Here is a 17,831-nt window from a genome sequence, read left to right as displayed (position 1 = left end):
TCGAACTTGAATTTAGCCTGTATTGCGCATTCCGACAGCAATTCCTGCAATGGTGACCATCATAGCGCGCTCTAGGGTCGCATCGTGCTCTTCTTGCAATTCACGGATCCTGGCTAGCAATTCAATTTGCAAAAAATGCAGTGGTTGTAAATAACCTGCACGAATGGTCATGGATTCTTTTCCTTTGGGATCGCTCTCCATGACTTCCTGTTGATCAAGCAGCTCAAGCAATTGATCAATACTTTGCTTTAACTCTTCTCGCAACGCCTGACCAAAATGTCTAAGTTCCTGTGGAACGAGTCTTTGGTCATATTCTTCGCTGACCCTAGCATCGGCTTTGTTAAAAACCATATCGAGCATGGATAAACGGGAATGGAAGAATGGCCAGTTTTGTAGCATTTCTTCGATGGTCTGTTCGTGACCCGTTTGTCTGCCACTATTCACCGCTTTCATGACACCCAACCAGGAAGGCAAAACAAGTCGTGTCTGTGCCCAAGCAAAAATCCACGGGATGGCCCTAAGACTTTCAATGCCTCCAGTGGGCTTACGTTTCGCAGGGCGGCTTCCCAATGGCAACTTACCCAGTTCTTGCTCAGGGGTTGCCACGCGAAAATAGGGCACAAAATTTTCATCGTGTCGCACGGTTTGACGGTAATTATCGCGACCCGCCTCGGCCATCACTTTAATTGCATCACGCCATGCCTGTTTGGGTTGCGGGGGTGGGAAAAGAATCGCTTCTAAAATCGCGCTGGCATATATGCCAAGGCTGCCTTTGGCAAGCTGTGGCATACCAAATTTATAACGTATTGTTTCTCCTTGCTCGGTAACACGGAACCCACCTGTCAATGAGCCAGGTGGCTGCGAGTGGATCGCTGCGTGGGCAGGCAAGCCGCCTCGGCCAATGGTTCCGCCACGACCATGAAAGAGTGTTAGCTTCACGTCATGTCGATCGGTTAAAGCAACGAGAGCCTCTTGAGATTCGTATTGCGCCCAGCCGGCAGCTAGGGCGCCAGCATCCTTGGCCGAATCAGAGTAACCTATCATGACGTACTGACGGCCCTGAATATATCCTCGATACCAATCGATATCTAATAAATCGCCCATAACTTTTGGCGCATTATTCAGATCATCGAGTGTCTCAAACAATGGGGCCACGGGCATTGGCCAGGTTACCTGACTTTCTTTAAGCAATAGCTGCACTGCTAAAACATCTGAGGGAAGGCTCGCCATTGAAATGATATAGATCCCAAAGCCTTCACGGTCATTTTGGGCGATCACTTTGCAAGTATCTAAAACTTCTTGAACCTCAGCTGACGGCTGCCAATTGGCCGGTATTAACGGCCGTTTAGAGTTCAATTCACGCAGTAAAAACGCTTGTTTGTCCTGTTCACTCCACTTGGTGTAGTCGCCCAACCCAAAATAGCGTGTTAGCTCGCCAAACACGTCTGCGTGACGCTCGGAGTCTTGTCGAATATCTAGTTTTAACAAGTTGACACCAAAGCAGTGGACCCGGCGAATGGTGTCGAGCAACAAGCCCTGGGCGGTGACTTTCATGCCACAAGCATGTAAAGAGTGGTAACAGGCGAGAAGGGGGTCAAGGAGTTCGCTTTGTTTGGACACCCACTCATGGGTGTCCACTGGTTTTCCTGCTAAAAACTCACCGATACCTTCTTGTGTGTGGTTGAGCTTAACTAGTAATGGACGCAATATCGCTCGGTAGGGTTCAAGCGCATCTTCGCCCGCCAGTTTGCGTACATGTTCATCACAATCTCTCATTGACAGCTCGACTTGAAGCTGGTCAATGTCCTTAGCAAAGAGCTTTGCTGCGCGTCTTCTTGCTAACAACAATACTTGCTGGGTGACTTTAGAGGTGACATTAGGGTTACCGTCTCTATCCCCACCCATCCACGAGCTAAACTGAACGGGTGACGCATCTATCGGCAAAGTAATATCAAACCTGTCGTTAACTTTTTTATCCAGCGCTCGTACAAAGGCTGGAACCGCGTCCCAAAGCGAGTTTTCAATAACGGAAAAGCCCCAACGTGCCTCATCAACCGGGGTGGGCCGGATGGTTCGAATTTCTTCCGTATGCCACGCCTGGCTTATTAAATCGGCAATTCTTGTCTCAATTTGGTCTCTTTCTTCATTGGTAACCGCGCTTTGATGCAAATCTCGCAAACAACTCGCCAACTCACTATGTTTATGGATGAGTGTTCGTCGTGTGACTTCTGTTGGGTGCGCGGTGAGAACCAAATCAATCTTAAGTTGATCAAACGCATTAGCAAATGCCGCTTGATCAATTTTTTCTGATTCCAAGTGGTCGAACAAAGAAGTAATCGGGTCGTCATCAGTGGTGATGCTATTAAATTCTTGTTCAGCAATATTGGCTAAATTCAGAAATTGCGAGAATGCTCGTCCGACGGTAAGCAACTCGTCATTGGGTAGCTCTTTAAACAGCTTTTTTAATTGATCAGTCGCTTCAGTCTTGCCTTGAAACGACTCACGACCGGCGAGGCGAACGGCTTCAATGCGCTCTAACCACTGCTCCCCTAACTGATTTTTAATCGTATCACCTAAAGTTGATCCCAAGAATCTGACAGATTCCTTTAACTGAAAAGCCTGTTGTTTTGTCACGCTTCCTCCACGAATGCTTTTTCGACAGATATGAATAGAAACCATACTGATGTGCAATGCGTTTGTCCAAACACAATTGTTATTCGTTATTCCTAAAGAATTTTGGTATTGAACGTAGTTGATTTGGTGAATAGGCTGTCAAGGCAATACCAGCCTGTGTTACCATGCGCGGCTTTATTATTGAGCAATCAGGAATTCTCGTGACAGACAAATTTAATAGTGTTGAATTGCAAGCAAGCTACGGTATTGGTTTTCAAATGGGAGAGCAGCTAGCATCTAACCCTTTTGATGGATTAGACATCGAAGCAGTTAAAGAAGGTTTAGCTGATTCGTTTGCAAAACAGGCTTCAAAAGTTGATAACCAGACACTTGGAGCAGCGTTTAATGAAATTCATCAGCGCATGCAAGAAGCCAAAGCAGAGCAACATCAAGGCGCCATCGCTGAAGGTACTGAGTTTTTAGCAACGAATGCTAAGCGCGAAGAAGTCACGGTTACTCCGTCAGGCCTTCAGTATGAAGTACTTTCTGCTGGCGAAGGCGACAAGCCTGTAGCAACGTCCACAGTTCGCACTCATTATCATGGAACTTTGATTGACGGTAGTGTTTTCGATAGTTCTTATGACCGTGGCCAGCCTGCTGAATTCCCCGTCAATGGTGTAATCAAAGGCTGGACTGAAGCACTTCAAATGATGCCTGTTGGTTCTAAGTGGAGACTATACGTACCTCATGACCTTGCTTACGGTGAGCAGGGTGCTGGCGGTGCAATTGGTCCTTTTAGCACCTTGGTATTTGATGTTGAGCTACTTGATATCGTTGCGTAAACATTCTTTGGAATTTAAAGAAGGTCGGACGTATCCGGCCTTTTTTGTGCGCACTTATCCATGAACAGTATCTTCGCTCTCGAGGTTTTAACAAACTGTTAAAAGATCTCCGTACACATCGATGCTAAAATAAGCGATTAATTGTTTGAAAATACACACTTTTGGGGAAATACATGATTGACCTAATTACCAGTCGCGACAGCAACGTCAAAAATGACGTGCTTTCTGGTATTACTGTAGCGCTGGCGTTGGTGCCTGAAGCTGTAGCCTTTGCCTTTGTGGCAGGTGTCGAGCCAATGGTAGGCTTATACGCTGCTTTTATGATGGGATTAATCACCTCAGCAATTGGCGGTCGCCCAGGCATGATTTCAGGCGCGACAGGCGCTATGGCTGTAGTGATGGTAGCGCTTGTGGCCACTCACGGCGTTGAGTATCTATTCGCCGCAGTTATTGTAGCCGGCGTATTACAAATATTGGCCGGAATATTTAAGCTAGGAAAATTCATACGCTTAGTGCCTTATCCAGTCATGTTAGGTTTTGTGAATGGCCTGGCTATTGTGATTTTTCTGGCACAGTTAGGCCAATTTAAAATAGCCGATGCGCTGGGTCAGCAGGTCTGGATGGAAGGCACAATGTTGTACTTGATGCTGGGTCTCACCGCGCTGACCATGGCCATCATCTTCTTTTTACCCAAATTAACAACCGCGGTTCCCGCCTCTTTGGTAGCAATCATTACGGTGACTTTATTGGTGCATGGTCTGGATCTCGAAGCGCGCACTGTTATCGATTTTGTTAGGGACATGCTACCTGAAGAGCAAAAAGCGGCAGCAACGCTGGCTGGCGAGTTACCGAGCTTTTCAATTCCAATGGTGCCGTTCACTCTAGAAACGTTATACATAGTGTTACCCACAGCCGTAATCCTCTGTTTGGTGGGTCTGATCGAATCACTTTTAACCTTGTCGCTGATCGATGAAATGACCGACACCCGAGGTAATGGTAATCGTGAATGTGTGGGCCAGGGTGTTGCCAATACCGTCAATGGATTCTTCGGTGGAATGGGCGGTTGTGCAATGATTGGTCAAAGTATGATCAATATCAACTCAGGTGGTCGTGGTCGATTGTCTGGGATCACCGCTGCAATGGTATTGCTAGGGTTTATCTTGTTTGCTGCGCCACTAATTGAAATGATCCCGTTAGCTGCATTAGTGGGCGTCATGTTCATCGTCGTTATTGGTACATTTGAGTGGGCATCGTTTCGCATTGTTCGAGGTGTCAACAAAGAGGACGCCTTTGTATTGTTCTTGGTAACTGGCATTACAGTCATTGCTGACTTGGCCGTTGCCGTTGTTGTCGGCGTTATCGTATCTGCTCTTGTGTTTGCCTGGAAACACGCGACACACATTAATGCGCGCTCCCATACCGATGATGATGGCTGGAAAGTGTACGAATTAGACGGACCACTTTTCTTTGGTTCTGTCCTGCATTTTAGAGATTTGTTTGATCCACAAAATGACCCTCAGGACGTGGTGATCGACTTTCAAGAGTCGCGAATTTGGGATTCCTCTGGATTAGATGCAATTGATGGATTAGCAGGAAAATATAAAGATCAGGGGAAAAACCTCCACATTCGCCACATAAGCCCGGAATGCAAAGAGCTACTCACAAAAGCACAAGAATATGTTGAAATGGACGTAAACGAAGACCCCCGCTACAGAATCGCCACAGATAAGTTAGGTTAAACACCGCTCCGCGGTGTTTAACCTATCCCCGCAGCGCTCTTAAGCGGGGATCTTCTGGAGTTTACGGTGTTCTCAAGCGACGCTCCGCGGTGTTTAACCTATCCCCGCAGCGATCGATAAAATGTCATCCCGGCAGCGCTCTTTGAGCCGGGATCTGTTTGATGTTCATGGGGTTCCCGACCAAAAGCACCTCGTGAATGACGTAGTTGGGTGCCTCGGGAATGACGTGGTTGGGGCGTTACAAAAATTACGAGTTTAGGGCGCAAGGGCTAGATAAAGATCTAAACATCCCACAAAGAAAAAACCCGATAGGCAATGCTATCGGGTTACTATCAAACTTGAGGTTATTTCTGTTTAGTTAACCAAAGAAGAAGATCAATAAATTGATCAGGTGTCGTGTCTCGAGTATAGATGGCCTGATATTTATCGTTGACAATAAAAGTCGGTACTCTGCTTACGCCTTGTGTGAGTTTGTTATTTTTGCTCACTTGGCTGCGGATCCCAAAACTTCCTGCCATTTTTTTTAATTTTTCACCGTCGCCACCTGCAGCAGTAAATACCTTCACCATATCATCCAACGATGCGATGTTTTTGCGCTCACTGTGGATAGCGTTGAAAAGCGCTTCATTGAATAGAGCATCTTGCTTAATTGCCTTAGCGGCCAACATTGCCTTGGTTGCATCGTTCTGTGCATCTTCTGATGCTGAACCCATAAAATTAACATGAGCTTTTACAAAGGTGACATCTGCTGGCAGTTTGGTTTTAAGTTCTTTTACAATAGACTCAAAACTGTTACAGGCAGGGCACCAATAAGAAAACACTTCTCTAATCCGCTTGTCACTGCTCGCAGCATCTTTGATAACGGTGTAGTGCTCGCCCTCTTGCCAATTTCCTTGTTGAGCTAAAGCGAAAAACGGGAAAACGACAAATAGGGCAATTAATAGTCTTTGGGTGGATTTAATAATCATAAAACACATATTTCCTTTGATACTAATTAGGGTTGTTTCGAAAGCCAAACGATAAGTTCAACGATATCATCCATGGTCATATCACGGGTGAATGTAGCTTGGTACTTACCATTTACGATAAAGTTAGGTACACCGCTTAGATGCTCTCGGTAATCAGCCAATGATTTATTGTTTTGCTTGAGCTGGCTATTTACACCAAAGCTTGATGCCATTTTATTGAATTCTTCATTTGTGACACCGTTAGCAAGAAAAATACTTTGTAATTCTGTTAAACCAGTAATGGGTTGGCGCTGAACATGGATATAATTGAAAATGGCTTGATTCATCTCAACTTCTTTACCCATAGTTCGGCCGACTAACATCGCCTTGGTGGCTGCATCTTGGACTTCAGGTCCGGTAAAGCGCATAAAATTAACATGGACTTTCTTGAATTCGGTTCCTTCATCTAATTTTGCTTTGATTTGTGCAACAATTGGCTCAAAGTTATAACAATGTGGGCACCAAAAGGAAAAATATTCAGTGACCACAGGCTTTTCTGTTGCCTGATCACTTATCACTTTATAGTGCGTGTCTTCTACCCATTTTTCTTGCTCTTGGGCGCACGCTTGCAATGAGAACGTTAAAATCATCGCAAAAAAAACGTAAATCTTTTTCATTACACAATCATTCCAGTTAAAAATTTTGCCAAGGTTATCACAGCTAACATTTTAATAGGTATAGTAAATCAGTTAGATGAATCTAAACTGAAGATGAAAATCGAACACCCATAAAAAAACCGTCTTAAACAGACGGTTTTTACTTCACAAGGTTCAATTTAGTTTAAAAAACGTAGTTAACCGCAAAACGAACTAGCGTTGCATCAGCTGCGTCGTTAAGATCATCATCGTATTTACTGATATCTGCTTTGAGTGCAATATTGGTATCGTAGTCATAACGCAGTCCCAAAGTAACTAGACTGTATTCATTCATGACCGCTTGCTGCAAACCAGTAGTAACGGCTGCTGCAGTAGGTTGTGCTTCTGCTGGAAGAGCTGCGACCTGATCCAAAAATTTGATTTTATCGTCTTCTTCAAACTTCTCGTAGGTGATTGACGGTGTAAATTTCCCTACACGCATACCTGCAGTTACATAGAATGCGGTTGCTTCAGGTACAAATGAATCTTCAATACTGGTGACAGTGTATTCAGCACTCGCAAAGTACTCAAAATTGTCTAACTCCACGCCAAAACCGACAAATTCACCGGTATCATCGTCAGCCGCCAAGCTATCAGCGAGTTGTGTTAATCCTGCGTTAGCCAGCGAGGCAATGGTTCCATCGATATCGTCACGGGTAAAGGTTGCTTTATCCGCACCATACACGCCACGAACTTTGAACCAGTCTTTAGTAAATTCAGCAGAGAACAAGTAAACATTGTCACCTATATTTCGGCCACCGCCTAGGTCTGAACTAAAAGTACCAAATACCGCTTGTAGGTTGTATTCCCAATCTCCAGCATAGTTGCTGTAATCCAGCTTTAAGCCATCGATATTATTGAAGCCGACATCGTAAACAGAACGGGGAGCCGTAACCCAATGGTATGAATAGCCCACATCCGAGGACGCTGAATAGCGGAATAAAGGCATTCTTATGCGCCCAGCAGAGATGGCCAATTCATCAGTCGCTTGGAACGTTAAATAAGCCCACTCGAAATCGGCTTCGTAATCATTTTCGCCACGGGCTAGAATTTGACCGGTAGCCGTGACTTTGTCGTTGACATCGCCACTAATTTGAATCGCAAACAGGCTTTCATCGCTAAAAGAAACTCTGTCGTCATAGCCATAAACAGCATCGTCACTACTGGTGATACCACCAATAAAGTTGGCAAAGCCATTAATACGTACTTCAGCGCTAGCGGAAAACGAGGTAGCGCAAGTTAGCGCAATAATTGGTAAAGTCTTTTTCATGATTAGGTCTCCCAAAATTAGTTAAGTGGAATGGCTTTGACATCGCCTGTTACAGCGGCACTGTCTACATAGCCGATCGCTGAAGGGTCAGCAGCGACAGCTGCGACGACTTCCGCATCACCATTTACTTCTTTGGGAGGGATCCCTTTACCCGTAAATACCAGTTTTGACCAATAAGCGGCTACCTGCGTTGAACTGCGACCTAACACATTGGAATCGAAGTCGTTTCGTGCAGCATTGCTAGTCTGATTAATTGGGTTTACAGCCGTTCCATTGGAAAACTTCTTCTCTTTACCTAAAAAAATGCGTTGTACTTGTTTAGCACTCAATTCGCTCGAGTTGCTTGGGTGAACGACCACCACTACATCTGCAAAGGCGCTTGCAGTGATTACTGTCAGGCTGGTTGCCAAAACAGTATTACGTATAAAATTCTTCAACATGTGTCCTCTCTTTATGTGTTCAAATGTAGCTTAAAAAATAAACAGTCAATTGATCCGGCGCGTAAGATACAGATATTGTTTAACTTTTTCTATCCGGTTCTTGCGTGATGAGGTATGTGTAATATTGCAAAGGTATATAAAAATATACGGCATTTAGACTTTGGTATATTTAGTTGTGAATGAAAGTAAGGAAGAGGTGGGAATATTGATTGATAAAAATAGCTGAATGAATTCACCAAGTGTTGAGAGATATTAATTAATAACATCTGTCCTAAGAAGCGTTGATAACTCATCTAAAGGTCCCAAAGCATGTATTGTTTTCAAACTAAAAGTAGACAAAAAAGGTTATAAGTGCCAGATTTTCGGTAAAAAAACGTGTCGGCGCCCCAGGAGCGACGCCGAGTAAAGCTAAGTAAACCTTTCTAAAACGAAAAGTCTGTAGAGATGTAAAGTGATCTGCCAGCGGTGTTGAAACCACGGACTTCTTGGTATTTGCGGTCAAATAAATTGGTCAATCCCAACTTAACAGAGAACAGATCCGAGGCTTGATAACGCATCGAAAAATCTGTGATTGTGTAATCGTCCAATTCTTCTCCGCCAATATCTACTGCTCCGTTAACGATACGGTGTGTGAGTTCAATATTGAGATCATCATCCAAAAATGTGCGCAACACACCAAAGTTTGCCTTGTTTTTGGGACGTCTCAGGCGTTTGTTCCCCGTACCATCTTGTGCATCATTGTATGTATAGTTGGCCCAAAACGTCAGTGAGTTGGCAAATGTATGCTCTATATTGAATTCTACTCCTTTGGATCGGCTAGTGCCGGTAGATTGCAGATATCCTTGGAATCCCGCATTGTCGAATATGATTTCGTTTTCAATGGATTGTTCAAACCACACAACTTCCAGTTTAGTGCCTCGAATGTTATAGAGTTCAAATCCAATGTCGAGTCCTTCGCTATTTTCTTCGACTAACTGCAAGCCTGCGGCTTCACCGAACGCGAAGGGGCCATCATTATAATTTTGTTCAAATAGACTTGGTGCTCGAAAACCGGTGCCAATACTACTTTTAATCTTAAGTGTCGCGTTACCGAATTCAACAAGTTTGGCAGCGCCAGCCCGTAAACTAGTATGATTGCCAAAAGTGTCATTATCATCTTGCCTAGCGCCAACATTTAAAAACAGTGTGTCGTCAAATTCACCCAACCATTCAATAAAAACGCTATTTTGTTTTCTGGATAAATCTTGTCCGACAATTTCTTCTTCAAGCATCTCAGCACCATAAACCAAGTTGTGATCCAACAAACGCGTGTTGCCAAGATATTCAAACTTATTCACTTGTCCTTTGTTTTCGAAACTGAAAACACCGTCGTTGATAAAACGCCTTTCAACGTCTGTGCGATTGAATGCAAGCTGGTGACTACCGGAGTCGGCGGCATAATTAATAGCAGTTCGGATTGTTTGTTGATCAGAATCTGTTGTACAGGTATTGATTTGTGCAAAAGTGATGTTGTCGAAACAACCGTCGTAGTGATTATCTGCATCCACTTGTCTGACAACCAGTGAGACGTCAATACGGTCATTTAGGCGATAGAGGGCTTTGAGGTAAAGACTTTGATTGTCATAACCATCTTCCTCACCTGAGGTATCTGAAGTCTGCGCATTGAAACCGTCACTCGATAGTGAAGATGTGGCGACCAAAATACTGCCGTGTTCACTACCGGCAGATAGACTCGCTGCAAACTCTTGGGTGTTATAACGTGACGCACCAAAACTAAGGTTAGTGCTTAAACCTTCAGAAGGGGTTTTAGTGAACATACTGATAACACCCCCCGCATCGGCACCATAGGCTAACCCCTGCGCACCACGCAAAATTTCGATCCGCGAGAGATGACCTGTGAGAATATCATCAAAAATTGGCGAGACTTGCGGCGATGATGGGTCGCTTAACTCTACCCCATCAATATAAAGTTTGGTTCTGAATCCCTCTTCACCTCGGATCCGTAATACCGTGGTTTTTCCCAAACCTCCGGCATTGGATACACCGACAGAGGTCGAAGATCGGAGAATATCGGTAATATTGAGAGAAACCCTAGATTTGAGCATCTCTTCGTCAATGACAGAAACACTTGTTGCCAGTTGATTAGCCGGTTGGGCAATACGGCTAGATACGACTGTCACTTTTTCGATGGAAGATTCATCAGTTTGCGCGTAGCTTTGTGCAGATGCACCAATCGTTGGAATAGACAGCAATAAACAGGCATTTACCGCTAAAGATAATGTATTTTTTTTCATTTAGTTGACCTTGTTAAGTGCTCCACCCGAGCACGTAATTATTTCGCACACATGGGTGCGTTCGAGTTCCAAGGCCGGTATCCGGGCTTATAAGTGTCGATTAAATCCGAGAATGACTTCAGATTGCATAGACCAATTAACACCTTCCCATTCAGTAATTTTTGAACAGTGGTGAGCAGTTAATTGTTGACTTATTTACCGTTGCGGGGGCAGCGTCAGCTTTGCTGGATTTTATGCTCCAGCGCACTGACTTCCCGTTTAACTTTACTACTCATGAGCAGCGCAGCACCTTCGAGCCGCTATTATAGCTAACGAGTCTAAAAAGGATATAAATTTGTCGATAATGGAATTAAAAAAGGGTCAAACTTGGTTCGTTTAATGCGGACAATTGCTCTTTTAACGCAAGAATCTGTCCTTCCCAATATTTATTGTCTGCAAACCATGGAAAAGCTAGCGGAAAAGCTGGGTCTTGCCATCGTTTAGACAGCCAAGCCATGTAGTGGACCATACGCATACCGCGCAGTGGTTCAATCAACTGAAGTTGTGTTGAATCAAAGTCACTGAATTCTTCATACGCCTCAACTAGTGTGTCGAGCTGAATGCGCTGTTGATGGCGGTCACCTGACAGCATCATCCATAGGTCCTGAATTGCTGGCCCCATTCTACAGTCATCGAGGTCAACGAAGGTCGGTCCATCGCGCCACAAGATATTACCAGGGTGGCAGTCGCCATGAAGTCGAATAACGTTATTTGACTCATACCTTTGCATACAAGCTTCGACAACCAAATCCAGAATCGCGAAAAAGGATGTGTGTAAACTTTGAGGGATGAGTTCTGTTTTTCGAAGCGTCTGGCTGGCATCAATGAGGTGCTCTTGCACACCAAGGGTAGGTCGGTGAGAAAACGATTTTTGACTGGAAACTCTGTGAATACGACCGATAAAACGTCCCATCCACTCCAATTGATCGAGATTGTCGACCTCAAACTCTCTGCCACCTACAGAAGGGAACAATGCGAAATAGAATCCGTTAAAGTCGTGCAGCGTTTCGCCGCCCAATTTCAATGGCGCAACTACGGGGATCTCATGCTCTTGAAGCTCCAGTGCAAAATCATGCTCTTCTTGGATTTGCGATTTCTGCCACCTTTGCGGACGATAAAACTTCGCAACATAGCGTTTTCTGTCATCGCATAAGAATTGATAAACACGGTTTTCGTAACTATTTAGTGCTAGTAGCCCTGATTCTACAACCAGGCCTTTTGACTCAATTGCATCGAGGATTAAATCTGGCCCAAGATGCGCAAAATCGAATGTCGTTGTGATGATATTGCTCATCGATAAATAAACTTACTGGGTTCACGTACCTCAATAATATCCTCACCTTCAGGCATATCTAGCGTCTGTACGTTAAAATAAAACTCTGTCACGGTCTCTTCCAATGCATAAGGGTCAATGGCTAAGCTCAACGGATGACTCAATACTTCACCGCCTTGCACATAAACTTGTGTTTCACCTATAAATCTGTGTCCATCTAACCCTTCCACGATGATCTGGTAAGTTCTGGGGGTTTGTGATTTATTTAGCACTTTTAAGGTAAAGACATTTTCCACTAAGCCGTCGTTGGTTTCTCTATATAATGAATTGCGGTCGCGAATTATATCTACTTCTAATGGGATCCGCGTGGCGATTTCAAATACTAGTAGTGAAACCATTACCAGCAGAACGACAGCATAACCTACCAGTTTTGGTCGAATAATGTGCGTTTTACCTCCCGCTAATTCATGTTCAGAAGTGAAACTGATCAATCCTTTTGGATAATTCATTTTGTCCATGACACCATTACAAGCATCAACACAGGCTCCGCAATTGATACACTCATATTGCAAGCCGTTACGGATATCAATGCCTGTGGGACAAACCTGAACACAGAGGTTACAGTCAATGCAGTCACCTAAGCCTTTTTCTAGGTTTTGTTCTCTGCTTGTTTTTCGTGAACGGGGCCCACGTTTCTCACCTCTGCTGCTGTCGTAAGCGACAGTGAATGTGTCTTTATCAAACATCGCAGATTGAAACCTCGCATAAGGACATATGTGAGTACACATGATTTCGCGCATCCAACCGGCATTACCATAGGTGCAAAAAGTAAAAAATACGACTGACAGGGTCGCCCAAAAACTGGCTCCAAACGTAAAAAAGTCTATAAATAACATATCAATAGGTGTGAAGTACCCAACAAAGGTAAGAGAAGTTAGCAGTGCTACCATCACCCAGGAAAAGTGTTTTAACGTTTTGCGCCAGAATTTATCGAAATCCATTTTACGTTGGTCGAGCTTGATACGTTTGTTTCTGGCTCCTTCGATTTTTTCTTCAAACCAAATAAAAATAAACGTCCAGGTCGTTTGAGGACACATAAATCCACACCACACTCTTCCTGCAAAGGTGGTAATAAAAAATAGTGCAAATGCTGCAACAATCAGTAGCCAGGCCAATAACGTCAGATCTTGTGGCCATAACGTCAACCCAAAAATATTGAATCTCTGAGCGCCAATGTCGAACAAAATCGCTTGGTTTCCATTAAATTGCAACCACGGCAATATGGCAAAAATTCCTAGGAATATTAATCCAAAAAAGCGACGAAAGGTTTCTAACGTTCCTTCAACAGCACGTACATAAATTCTGCTTCTTGGCTGGTAGCCATTGTCATTTTTAGAGGGAGATGGTTTGTGAACTTTGACAGGAGAAATCGTTTTAACAGGAATGCGCTCACTCATTCAAAAATCCTTCAAAATGGAAAACATTTGCCCCAAAAGCCTTGGGTAAATTCTTTATAACACAAAGAGGCGGCTATTATGACATGGAGTCGAGATTAGTTGTTAATCTGGATCAATGATGTTCAACATTCATAAAAGCGTTTGTACAAGGTTTAGGTGATGTTGCAAACAAATGCCACTTTCATGAATTCACTATCCCAGGATCCTGCCGTTTTGGTTATTGGTCAGTATACCTATAGCAGTAAAGAGTAAAATACAAAACCAATTGAATTTATTAACATTGTCGCCTAGGGGCCGCTGAAAACATGTGGTTTAGTCTGGTCAAATATGTATAACGCCACAAACTTAAGTATGTTTGCGCATAATAGTTACCGCTTTGCAGTTCGCGCGTGGTGATTTAACATCAGTATATATTTTAAACCCGTTTCAAAGAGATTGTAGTAAAGCAATGTTTAGATATCTGATCGTACTGGCTGAAATTGTAGTGTTGGTGACCGTTTTACGTTCATCATTCGTACAATATTTGTTGTCAGACGTCCAACAATCTCTCACATCGTTTATGAGTGAAATTACCCTGCGACTGGAACAAACTCAATTAGACGATTTACGTTATTCGTTGGCTCCGCACACCGGGCATATGCGAGACTTCCAAAAAGACTACTTAAATCAAGTTACTGAAAGTTCAGCCAATTTAGAACATTTCCACAACAAATATTGTGTGCAGCGAGAAATTAATCCTTTCGTAAACGGTGCAAACCTAGAATTGGTTTGTCACACTATCAATTCATCTAAACTGGTTGACGTCAAGAAGGCGACTTAATCTGACTTTATATTTGTCGCTGACAACGTCACTTAAATCTCTGATTTACTATATCTTAAATTCAAGACAAAATTTTGCACCACCCATGTGAGACTCTTGCACCCAACAGCGACCGTTGTGCCAATGCATTATCCTTTTTACAATAGCCAAGCCTAAACCTGCCCCACCGCGTTTTCTGTCACGACCTTGATCGGGGCGAAAAAACGGGTCAAAAATACGTTCCCGAAGATTTGGGTGTATGCCTTTTCCGTCGTCTTCAATCGACAAAACGATACCAGATGCATGGTCAGTCAACACAATTTCAATGCGTTCTACGGCATAGCGACAGGCATTCTGTAGTAAATTATCAATTGCACGTTCAATAAAATGTCCGTCGCCCAAAATTAAACGATCGTGGCCAGCAAAGGTCGTTATAGGTGGCTCAGGCAAAGAGCCCAAAATATATTCACAACGTTGCTGACACAATGCCAGCAGAGGTATTTCCGTAACGTTTAATTCAGGCTGTTGCGTTTCCATACTAGTGTAGTCGAGCATTTCTTGGACCAATTTTTCTAATTCATCAATATCTTGATTCATGGCCAACAATGCAGAGGAGGGAGAATCTTTATTTGTTGCAATAGCAAACTTCAATCTTGATAAAGGCGTTCTAAATTCGTGGGCAACTGCCCCGGTGAGTTCTCTCTGAGCGTGAAGCAAAGATGTCACTCTTTTGCCTAAGTCATTCAAGGCAATGGCGATAGGCTTGACTGCCGAACGTGCTTCGATACTAATGGGTTGATATTCGTCATTCGGGTCAATATCAATTGCGGCTTGCTTTAATCGTTGTAGATCACTCCACAATGGCCACAACCACAGAGCAATAAGTGCAGCCAATACCGCAAAAAATACGCCGCTATAAAGGTAATAGTTAGTGCCTTTTTCTTGATTGGTAGGCAAAGTGACTTCCAATAACTTGTCTGACGAATGATTGAAGTAAACTTGCGTTCCTTGAGTGTTGTCAAACAGCACTATCGGCAGGCCATCATTGAGCTTTTCACGCTCTTCATCGCGCCAAGCCATATCTGACATGTTCATCATCTCTACGTGAAACAGATCAGTGTCCAGATTTACGGCACTGAGTTGGCTTTGTTGATTGAGGTCGGTGAGCAAGCTAATAATGGCTTGCTGTTCTTGATTGAGTGCATCGTTGCTAAAAAAAATTTGATTAAGTAACGCACTGAGAACAACCAAAGACAAAACAATAAACAGGTACAAACTCAGGAACAAACGCGTCATCGTTATTCGTTCCAAGCATCAGGTACAAAGAAAAAGCCTTTGCCCCAAATCGTTTTAATTCGAAATGGGTTTTGCGGATTATCTTTTAGTTTTTTGCGCAGACGTGAAATCCTGACATCCGCCGAGCGATCTAAGCCGTCATACTCTCTTCCAATTAACTCGCTGTAGAGTGTTTCGCGAGTAACCAGTTTGGAAGGATTTGTGGCCAGTTTCCACAACATATCAAATTCGTGGCTAGTGAGCTGAATAGACTCTTTTGCCAAAAAAACTTCGCGAGATTGCTTGTTAATCAATAATTGGCCATATTCAAGGCTTTCAGTCTCAGCAATATTTTCCTGAAGAGAAAAGTCTCCACGGCGCATTAGCGCATTGATACGGGCGAGTAAAACTCTTGGCTCTACCGGTTTAATAACATAGTCATCTGCACCTAATTCGAGCCCTAAAACTTGGTCGAAATCTGAACTTTTTGCTGTCACAAATAGCAACGGGCCAACAAAAACGCGGCGTAACTTCCGGCACAATTCAAAACCGTCTTCCCCAGGTAACATGATATCGAGCACGATAATATCGGGATTGAAGGACTTCATAACCTGTGCCAAGCCAATTGAGTCGTATAAGCATTTCACTACAAAGTCGTTTTGCTCCAAAAAGTCCTGCATAAGTTGACTAAGTCGCTTGTCGTCCTCAATTAACAAAATACGCGTGCTCAAAATAGACTCCAAGGTTGTCTGACCCGCCGGGTTCGCTTAGTGCTTTCTCTTGCCTTGAGGTCGATTGGATGGCTAAAAACGGTCTCATCATGTTGATTTTTTAAAATAAGTATCGTTGGTTCGCTAAATCGCAATACCACTTGATTCTGGGTGTTTTCAGTGTGCCAGCAACTCAATAATGTGTCGTTTTGAAAATAACAATACCGCCCTTTCTCAAGTTTTTGAACATTAATGTTTAAGGCAATTTCGCATTCATCCCCCATGCTTTCAACGATACACACTTTAGGACTCACCTCCCAGTTGTTGGGGGAGGGTTGTGCATACACACCAGGAATTATTGCAGCGAATAGGGACGCCAGGAGCGCTTTTAGTACAGGACTCTTTTGCATTTAGAACCGATACCCCGCACCAACAAAAAAACTCGCAATCGTTCTTTTGTCTACCAGCGGACTGTCAACCATGGAGCCATGTAACCTTCGATAAGAGGCATTCGCAACCCAGTACCATTGAGGAGTTATGGTGCGTGTGAAGGATAATGAGATACCCGGCTGGAAGCCACTCTTGGCGCTGTAAAATAGCGCTTCTATTTCGGTGTCAGCTGGGGAAATACCGTAATAATAATTAACATGGTTGTCGCTCTTCCAAATCACACTAGGTCGAAGTCTTACGTTCCAGTTTTCCCCTTTCCATAAACGTTCTAACGATATCTCTGCTTTGTGTCCTTGGTGAACCGAGGAAATATCAGTTTCTATCGAAAATGATGCTTCGTAATCATCAAAGTAATAGTGAACTCGGGAGCCAAAGTTAATCGCCCATTTGCGTGTTGAAACATCATCCACAGAGATTTCGAAATTGCTGTCACCAGGCAACGGCGTTTGGCCTGGCGAAGGAGGTGTTGCAGCATTGACTGTAAAGTTGCCTGGGTGCCATAACTCAAAAAACGTATTTTCGCGGTCGAGTGTTAGATAAGATTCTGCCAACACTGAGTCAGAATCGTGCCACTTAAATCCAAGCTCACCATTGTCAAAATACATAGTGTCGCCGTACCAGGCAATATCAAACAACACTACGTTTGGGATTGTATCACCATCGACTAGAGGGTTATCTCGAACACCTAGTCCGAACGCGATACCGACATCCCATTCCCCTTGTTTGGCACAATTCTGCGGTGGTTCACAAGCAAAAACTTGGTTTTGCAACAGCGCATAGATGAAAAAGGTGGCAAAGGCTTTGACTAATCCTTTCGATATATCCGGGTTCAAAATTCAACTCTAAAAATCTCCAATAAACAGAAGATTACCAGACCTTTGACCATACCTCATGGGAGGATTACAAATTTTCACAATTATTGTCATTTCGTAGCAGACTGAGGGTCATGTGGGGACTAAATTATGAGTGAGCAATCTAGTTTGGAGAT

At 43.6% G+C, this 17,831-nt stretch carries 15 protein-coding genes and 1 riboswitch; of the genes, 3 read left to right on the top strand and 12 right to left on the bottom strand.

All coding sequences use genetic code 11. The annotated features are described in order from the left end of the window. Positions 1 to 12: 12 nt before the first annotated feature. On the bottom strand, positions 13 to 2,634 hold the full coding sequence (ppc, locus tag FM019_RS09340) for a phosphoenolpyruvate carboxylase (protein WP_260681584.1): 2,622 nt from the start codon (positions 2,632 to 2,634) through the stop codon (positions 13 to 15). A gap of 200 nt (positions 2,635 to 2,834) precedes the next feature. On the opposite strand from ppc, the gene FM019_RS09335 reads away from it, so the two are divergent. Together FM019_RS09335 and FM019_RS09330 are read left to right on the top strand one after the other, a co-directional pair. Then, positions 2,835 to 3,455: an FKBP-type peptidyl-prolyl cis-trans isomerase gene (locus FM019_RS09335; protein ID WP_143835642.1), complete on the top strand. Its 621-nt coding sequence runs from the start codon at positions 2,835 to 2,837 to the stop codon at positions 3,453 to 3,455. Positions 3,456 to 3,628: 173 nt separating this feature from the next. Next, positions 3,629 to 5,194, top strand: coding sequence for a SulP family inorganic anion transporter (locus FM019_RS09330; protein ID WP_143835641.1), 1,566 nt, complete (start codon positions 3,629 to 3,631; stop codon positions 5,192 to 5,194). Positions 5,195 to 5,538: 344 nt separating this feature from the next. Here FM019_RS09330 and FM019_RS09325 read toward each other — a convergent pair whose 3' ends face one another. The 7 genes from FM019_RS09325 to ccoG form a co-directional block, all read right to left on the bottom strand. After that, positions 5,539 to 6,162, bottom strand: coding sequence for a thiol:disulfide interchange protein DsbA/DsbL (locus FM019_RS09325; RefSeq protein ID WP_143835640.1), 624 nt, complete (start codon positions 6,160 to 6,162; stop codon positions 5,539 to 5,541). A gap of 26 nt (positions 6,163 to 6,188) precedes the next feature. After that, positions 6,189 to 6,818, bottom strand: coding sequence for a thiol:disulfide interchange protein DsbA/DsbL (locus FM019_RS09320; protein WP_143835639.1), 630 nt, complete (start codon positions 6,816 to 6,818; stop codon positions 6,189 to 6,191). A 163-nt stretch (positions 6,819 to 6,981) separates the two neighbouring features. Beyond that, positions 6,982 to 8,106, bottom strand: a complete 1,125-nt coding sequence (locus FM019_RS09315; protein ID WP_185969238.1) for a topoisomerase IV — start codon at positions 8,104 to 8,106, stop codon at positions 6,982 to 6,984. Positions 8,107 to 8,123: 17 nt separating this feature from the next. Then, complete coding sequence (locus FM019_RS09310) at positions 8,124 to 8,546, bottom strand: phosphate ABC transporter substrate-binding protein (RefSeq protein WP_143835638.1); 423 nt, start codon at positions 8,544 to 8,546, stop codon at positions 8,124 to 8,126. Between the two features lie 422 nt (positions 8,547 to 8,968). Next, positions 8,969 to 10,840, bottom strand: a complete 1,872-nt coding sequence (locus FM019_RS09305) for a TonB-dependent siderophore receptor (RefSeq protein ID WP_143835637.1) — start codon at positions 10,838 to 10,840, stop codon at positions 8,969 to 8,971. Between the two features lie 54 nt (positions 10,841 to 10,894). Beyond that, positions 10,895 to 11,148: riboswitch (cobalamin riboswitch) on the bottom strand. A 41-nt stretch (positions 11,149 to 11,189) separates the two neighbouring features. After that, entirely contained in the window at positions 11,190 to 12,173 is a 984-nt protein-coding gene (locus FM019_RS09300) for a serine/threonine protein kinase (RefSeq protein WP_143835636.1), read from the bottom strand. Beyond that, on the bottom strand, positions 12,170 to 13,609 hold the full coding sequence (ccoG, locus tag FM019_RS09295) for a cytochrome c oxidase accessory protein CcoG (RefSeq protein ID WP_143835635.1): 1,440 nt from the start codon (positions 13,607 to 13,609) through the stop codon (positions 12,170 to 12,172). The genes FM019_RS09300 and ccoG overlap by 4 nt, the downstream gene beginning before the upstream one ends. Before the next feature lie 448 nt (positions 13,610 to 14,057). On the opposite strand from ccoG, the gene FM019_RS09290 reads away from it, so the two are divergent. Beyond that, positions 14,058 to 14,429 carry a hypothetical protein gene (locus FM019_RS09290; protein ID WP_143835634.1) on the top strand — a complete coding sequence of 124 codons (372 nt, stop codon included), beginning with the start codon at positions 14,058 to 14,060 and terminating at the stop codon, positions 14,427 to 14,429. A 48-nt stretch (positions 14,430 to 14,477) separates the two neighbouring features. On the opposite strand, the gene FM019_RS09285 is transcribed toward FM019_RS09290, so the two are convergent. Genes FM019_RS09285 through FM019_RS09270 form a run of 4 tightly spaced genes read right to left on the bottom strand, consistent with a single transcriptional unit; the run spans position 14,478 to position 17,676 of the window. Next, the gene (locus FM019_RS09285) at positions 14,478 to 15,704 is read right to left on the bottom strand and encodes an ATP-binding protein (protein ID WP_143835633.1); all 1,227 of its coding nucleotides are present in this window, start codon (positions 15,702 to 15,704) and stop codon (positions 14,478 to 14,480) included. A gap of 2 nt (positions 15,705 to 15,706) precedes the next feature. Further along, a complete protein-coding gene (locus tag FM019_RS09280) occupies positions 15,707 to 16,414 on the bottom strand; it encodes a response regulator (protein ID WP_143835632.1) in 708 nt (235 codons plus the stop codon). Beyond that, entirely contained in the window at positions 16,411 to 16,803 is a 393-nt protein-coding gene (locus tag FM019_RS09275) for a DUF3019 domain-containing protein (RefSeq protein ID WP_143835631.1), read from the bottom strand. The genes FM019_RS09280 and FM019_RS09275 overlap by 4 nt, the downstream gene beginning before the upstream one ends. Next, the gene (locus FM019_RS09270) at positions 16,804 to 17,676 is read right to left on the bottom strand and encodes a MipA/OmpV family protein (RefSeq protein WP_185969237.1); all 873 of its coding nucleotides are present in this window, start codon (positions 17,674 to 17,676) and stop codon (positions 16,804 to 16,806) included. Positions 17,677 to 17,831 lie beyond the last annotated feature (155 nt).

Source organism: Aliiglaciecola sp. M165, from assembly GCF_007197995.1.
Lineage (GTDB): Bacteria > Pseudomonadota > Gammaproteobacteria > Enterobacterales > Alteromonadaceae > Aliiglaciecola.
Note: the sequence above shows the minus strand (reverse complement) of the source record. Positions and strands in the feature narration are given on the sequence as shown.

Excerpts from the sequence above, each read along its gene's own strand:
- FM019_RS09330 (WP_143835641.1), top strand. The coding sequence starts at position 3,629 with ATGATTGACCTAATTACCAGTCGCGACAGCAACGTCAAAAATGACGTG.
- FM019_RS09325 (WP_143835640.1), bottom strand. The coding sequence starts at position 6,162 with ATGATTATTAAATCCACCCAAAGACTATTAATTGCCCTATTTGTCGTT.
- FM019_RS09320 (WP_143835639.1), bottom strand. The coding sequence starts at position 6,818 with ATGAAAAAGATTTACGTTTTTTTTGCGATGATTTTAACGTTCTCATTG.
- FM019_RS09315 (WP_185969238.1), bottom strand. The coding sequence starts at position 8,106 with ATGAAAAAGACTTTACCAATTATTGCGCTAACTTGCGCTACCTCGTTT.
- FM019_RS09310 (WP_143835638.1), bottom strand. The coding sequence starts at position 8,546 with ATGTTGAAGAATTTTATACGTAATACTGTTTTGGCAACCAGCCTGACA.
- FM019_RS09305 (WP_143835637.1), bottom strand. The coding sequence starts at position 10,840 with ATGAAAAAAAATACATTATCTTTAGCGGTAAATGCCTGTTTATTGCTG.
- FM019_RS09300 (WP_143835636.1), bottom strand. The coding sequence starts at position 12,173 with ATGAGCAATATCATCACAACGACATTCGATTTTGCGCATCTTGGGCCA.
- ccoG (WP_143835635.1), bottom strand. The coding sequence starts at position 13,609 with ATGAGTGAGCGCATTCCTGTTAAAACGATTTCTCCTGTCAAAGTTCAC.
- FM019_RS09290 (WP_143835634.1), top strand. The coding sequence starts at position 14,058 with ATGTTTAGATATCTGATCGTACTGGCTGAAATTGTAGTGTTGGTGACC.
- FM019_RS09285 (WP_143835633.1), bottom strand. The coding sequence starts at position 15,704 with ATGACGCGTTTGTTCCTGAGTTTGTACCTGTTTATTGTTTTGTCTTTG.
- FM019_RS09275 (WP_143835631.1), bottom strand. The coding sequence starts at position 16,803 with ATGCAAAAGAGTCCTGTACTAAAAGCGCTCCTGGCGTCCCTATTCGCT.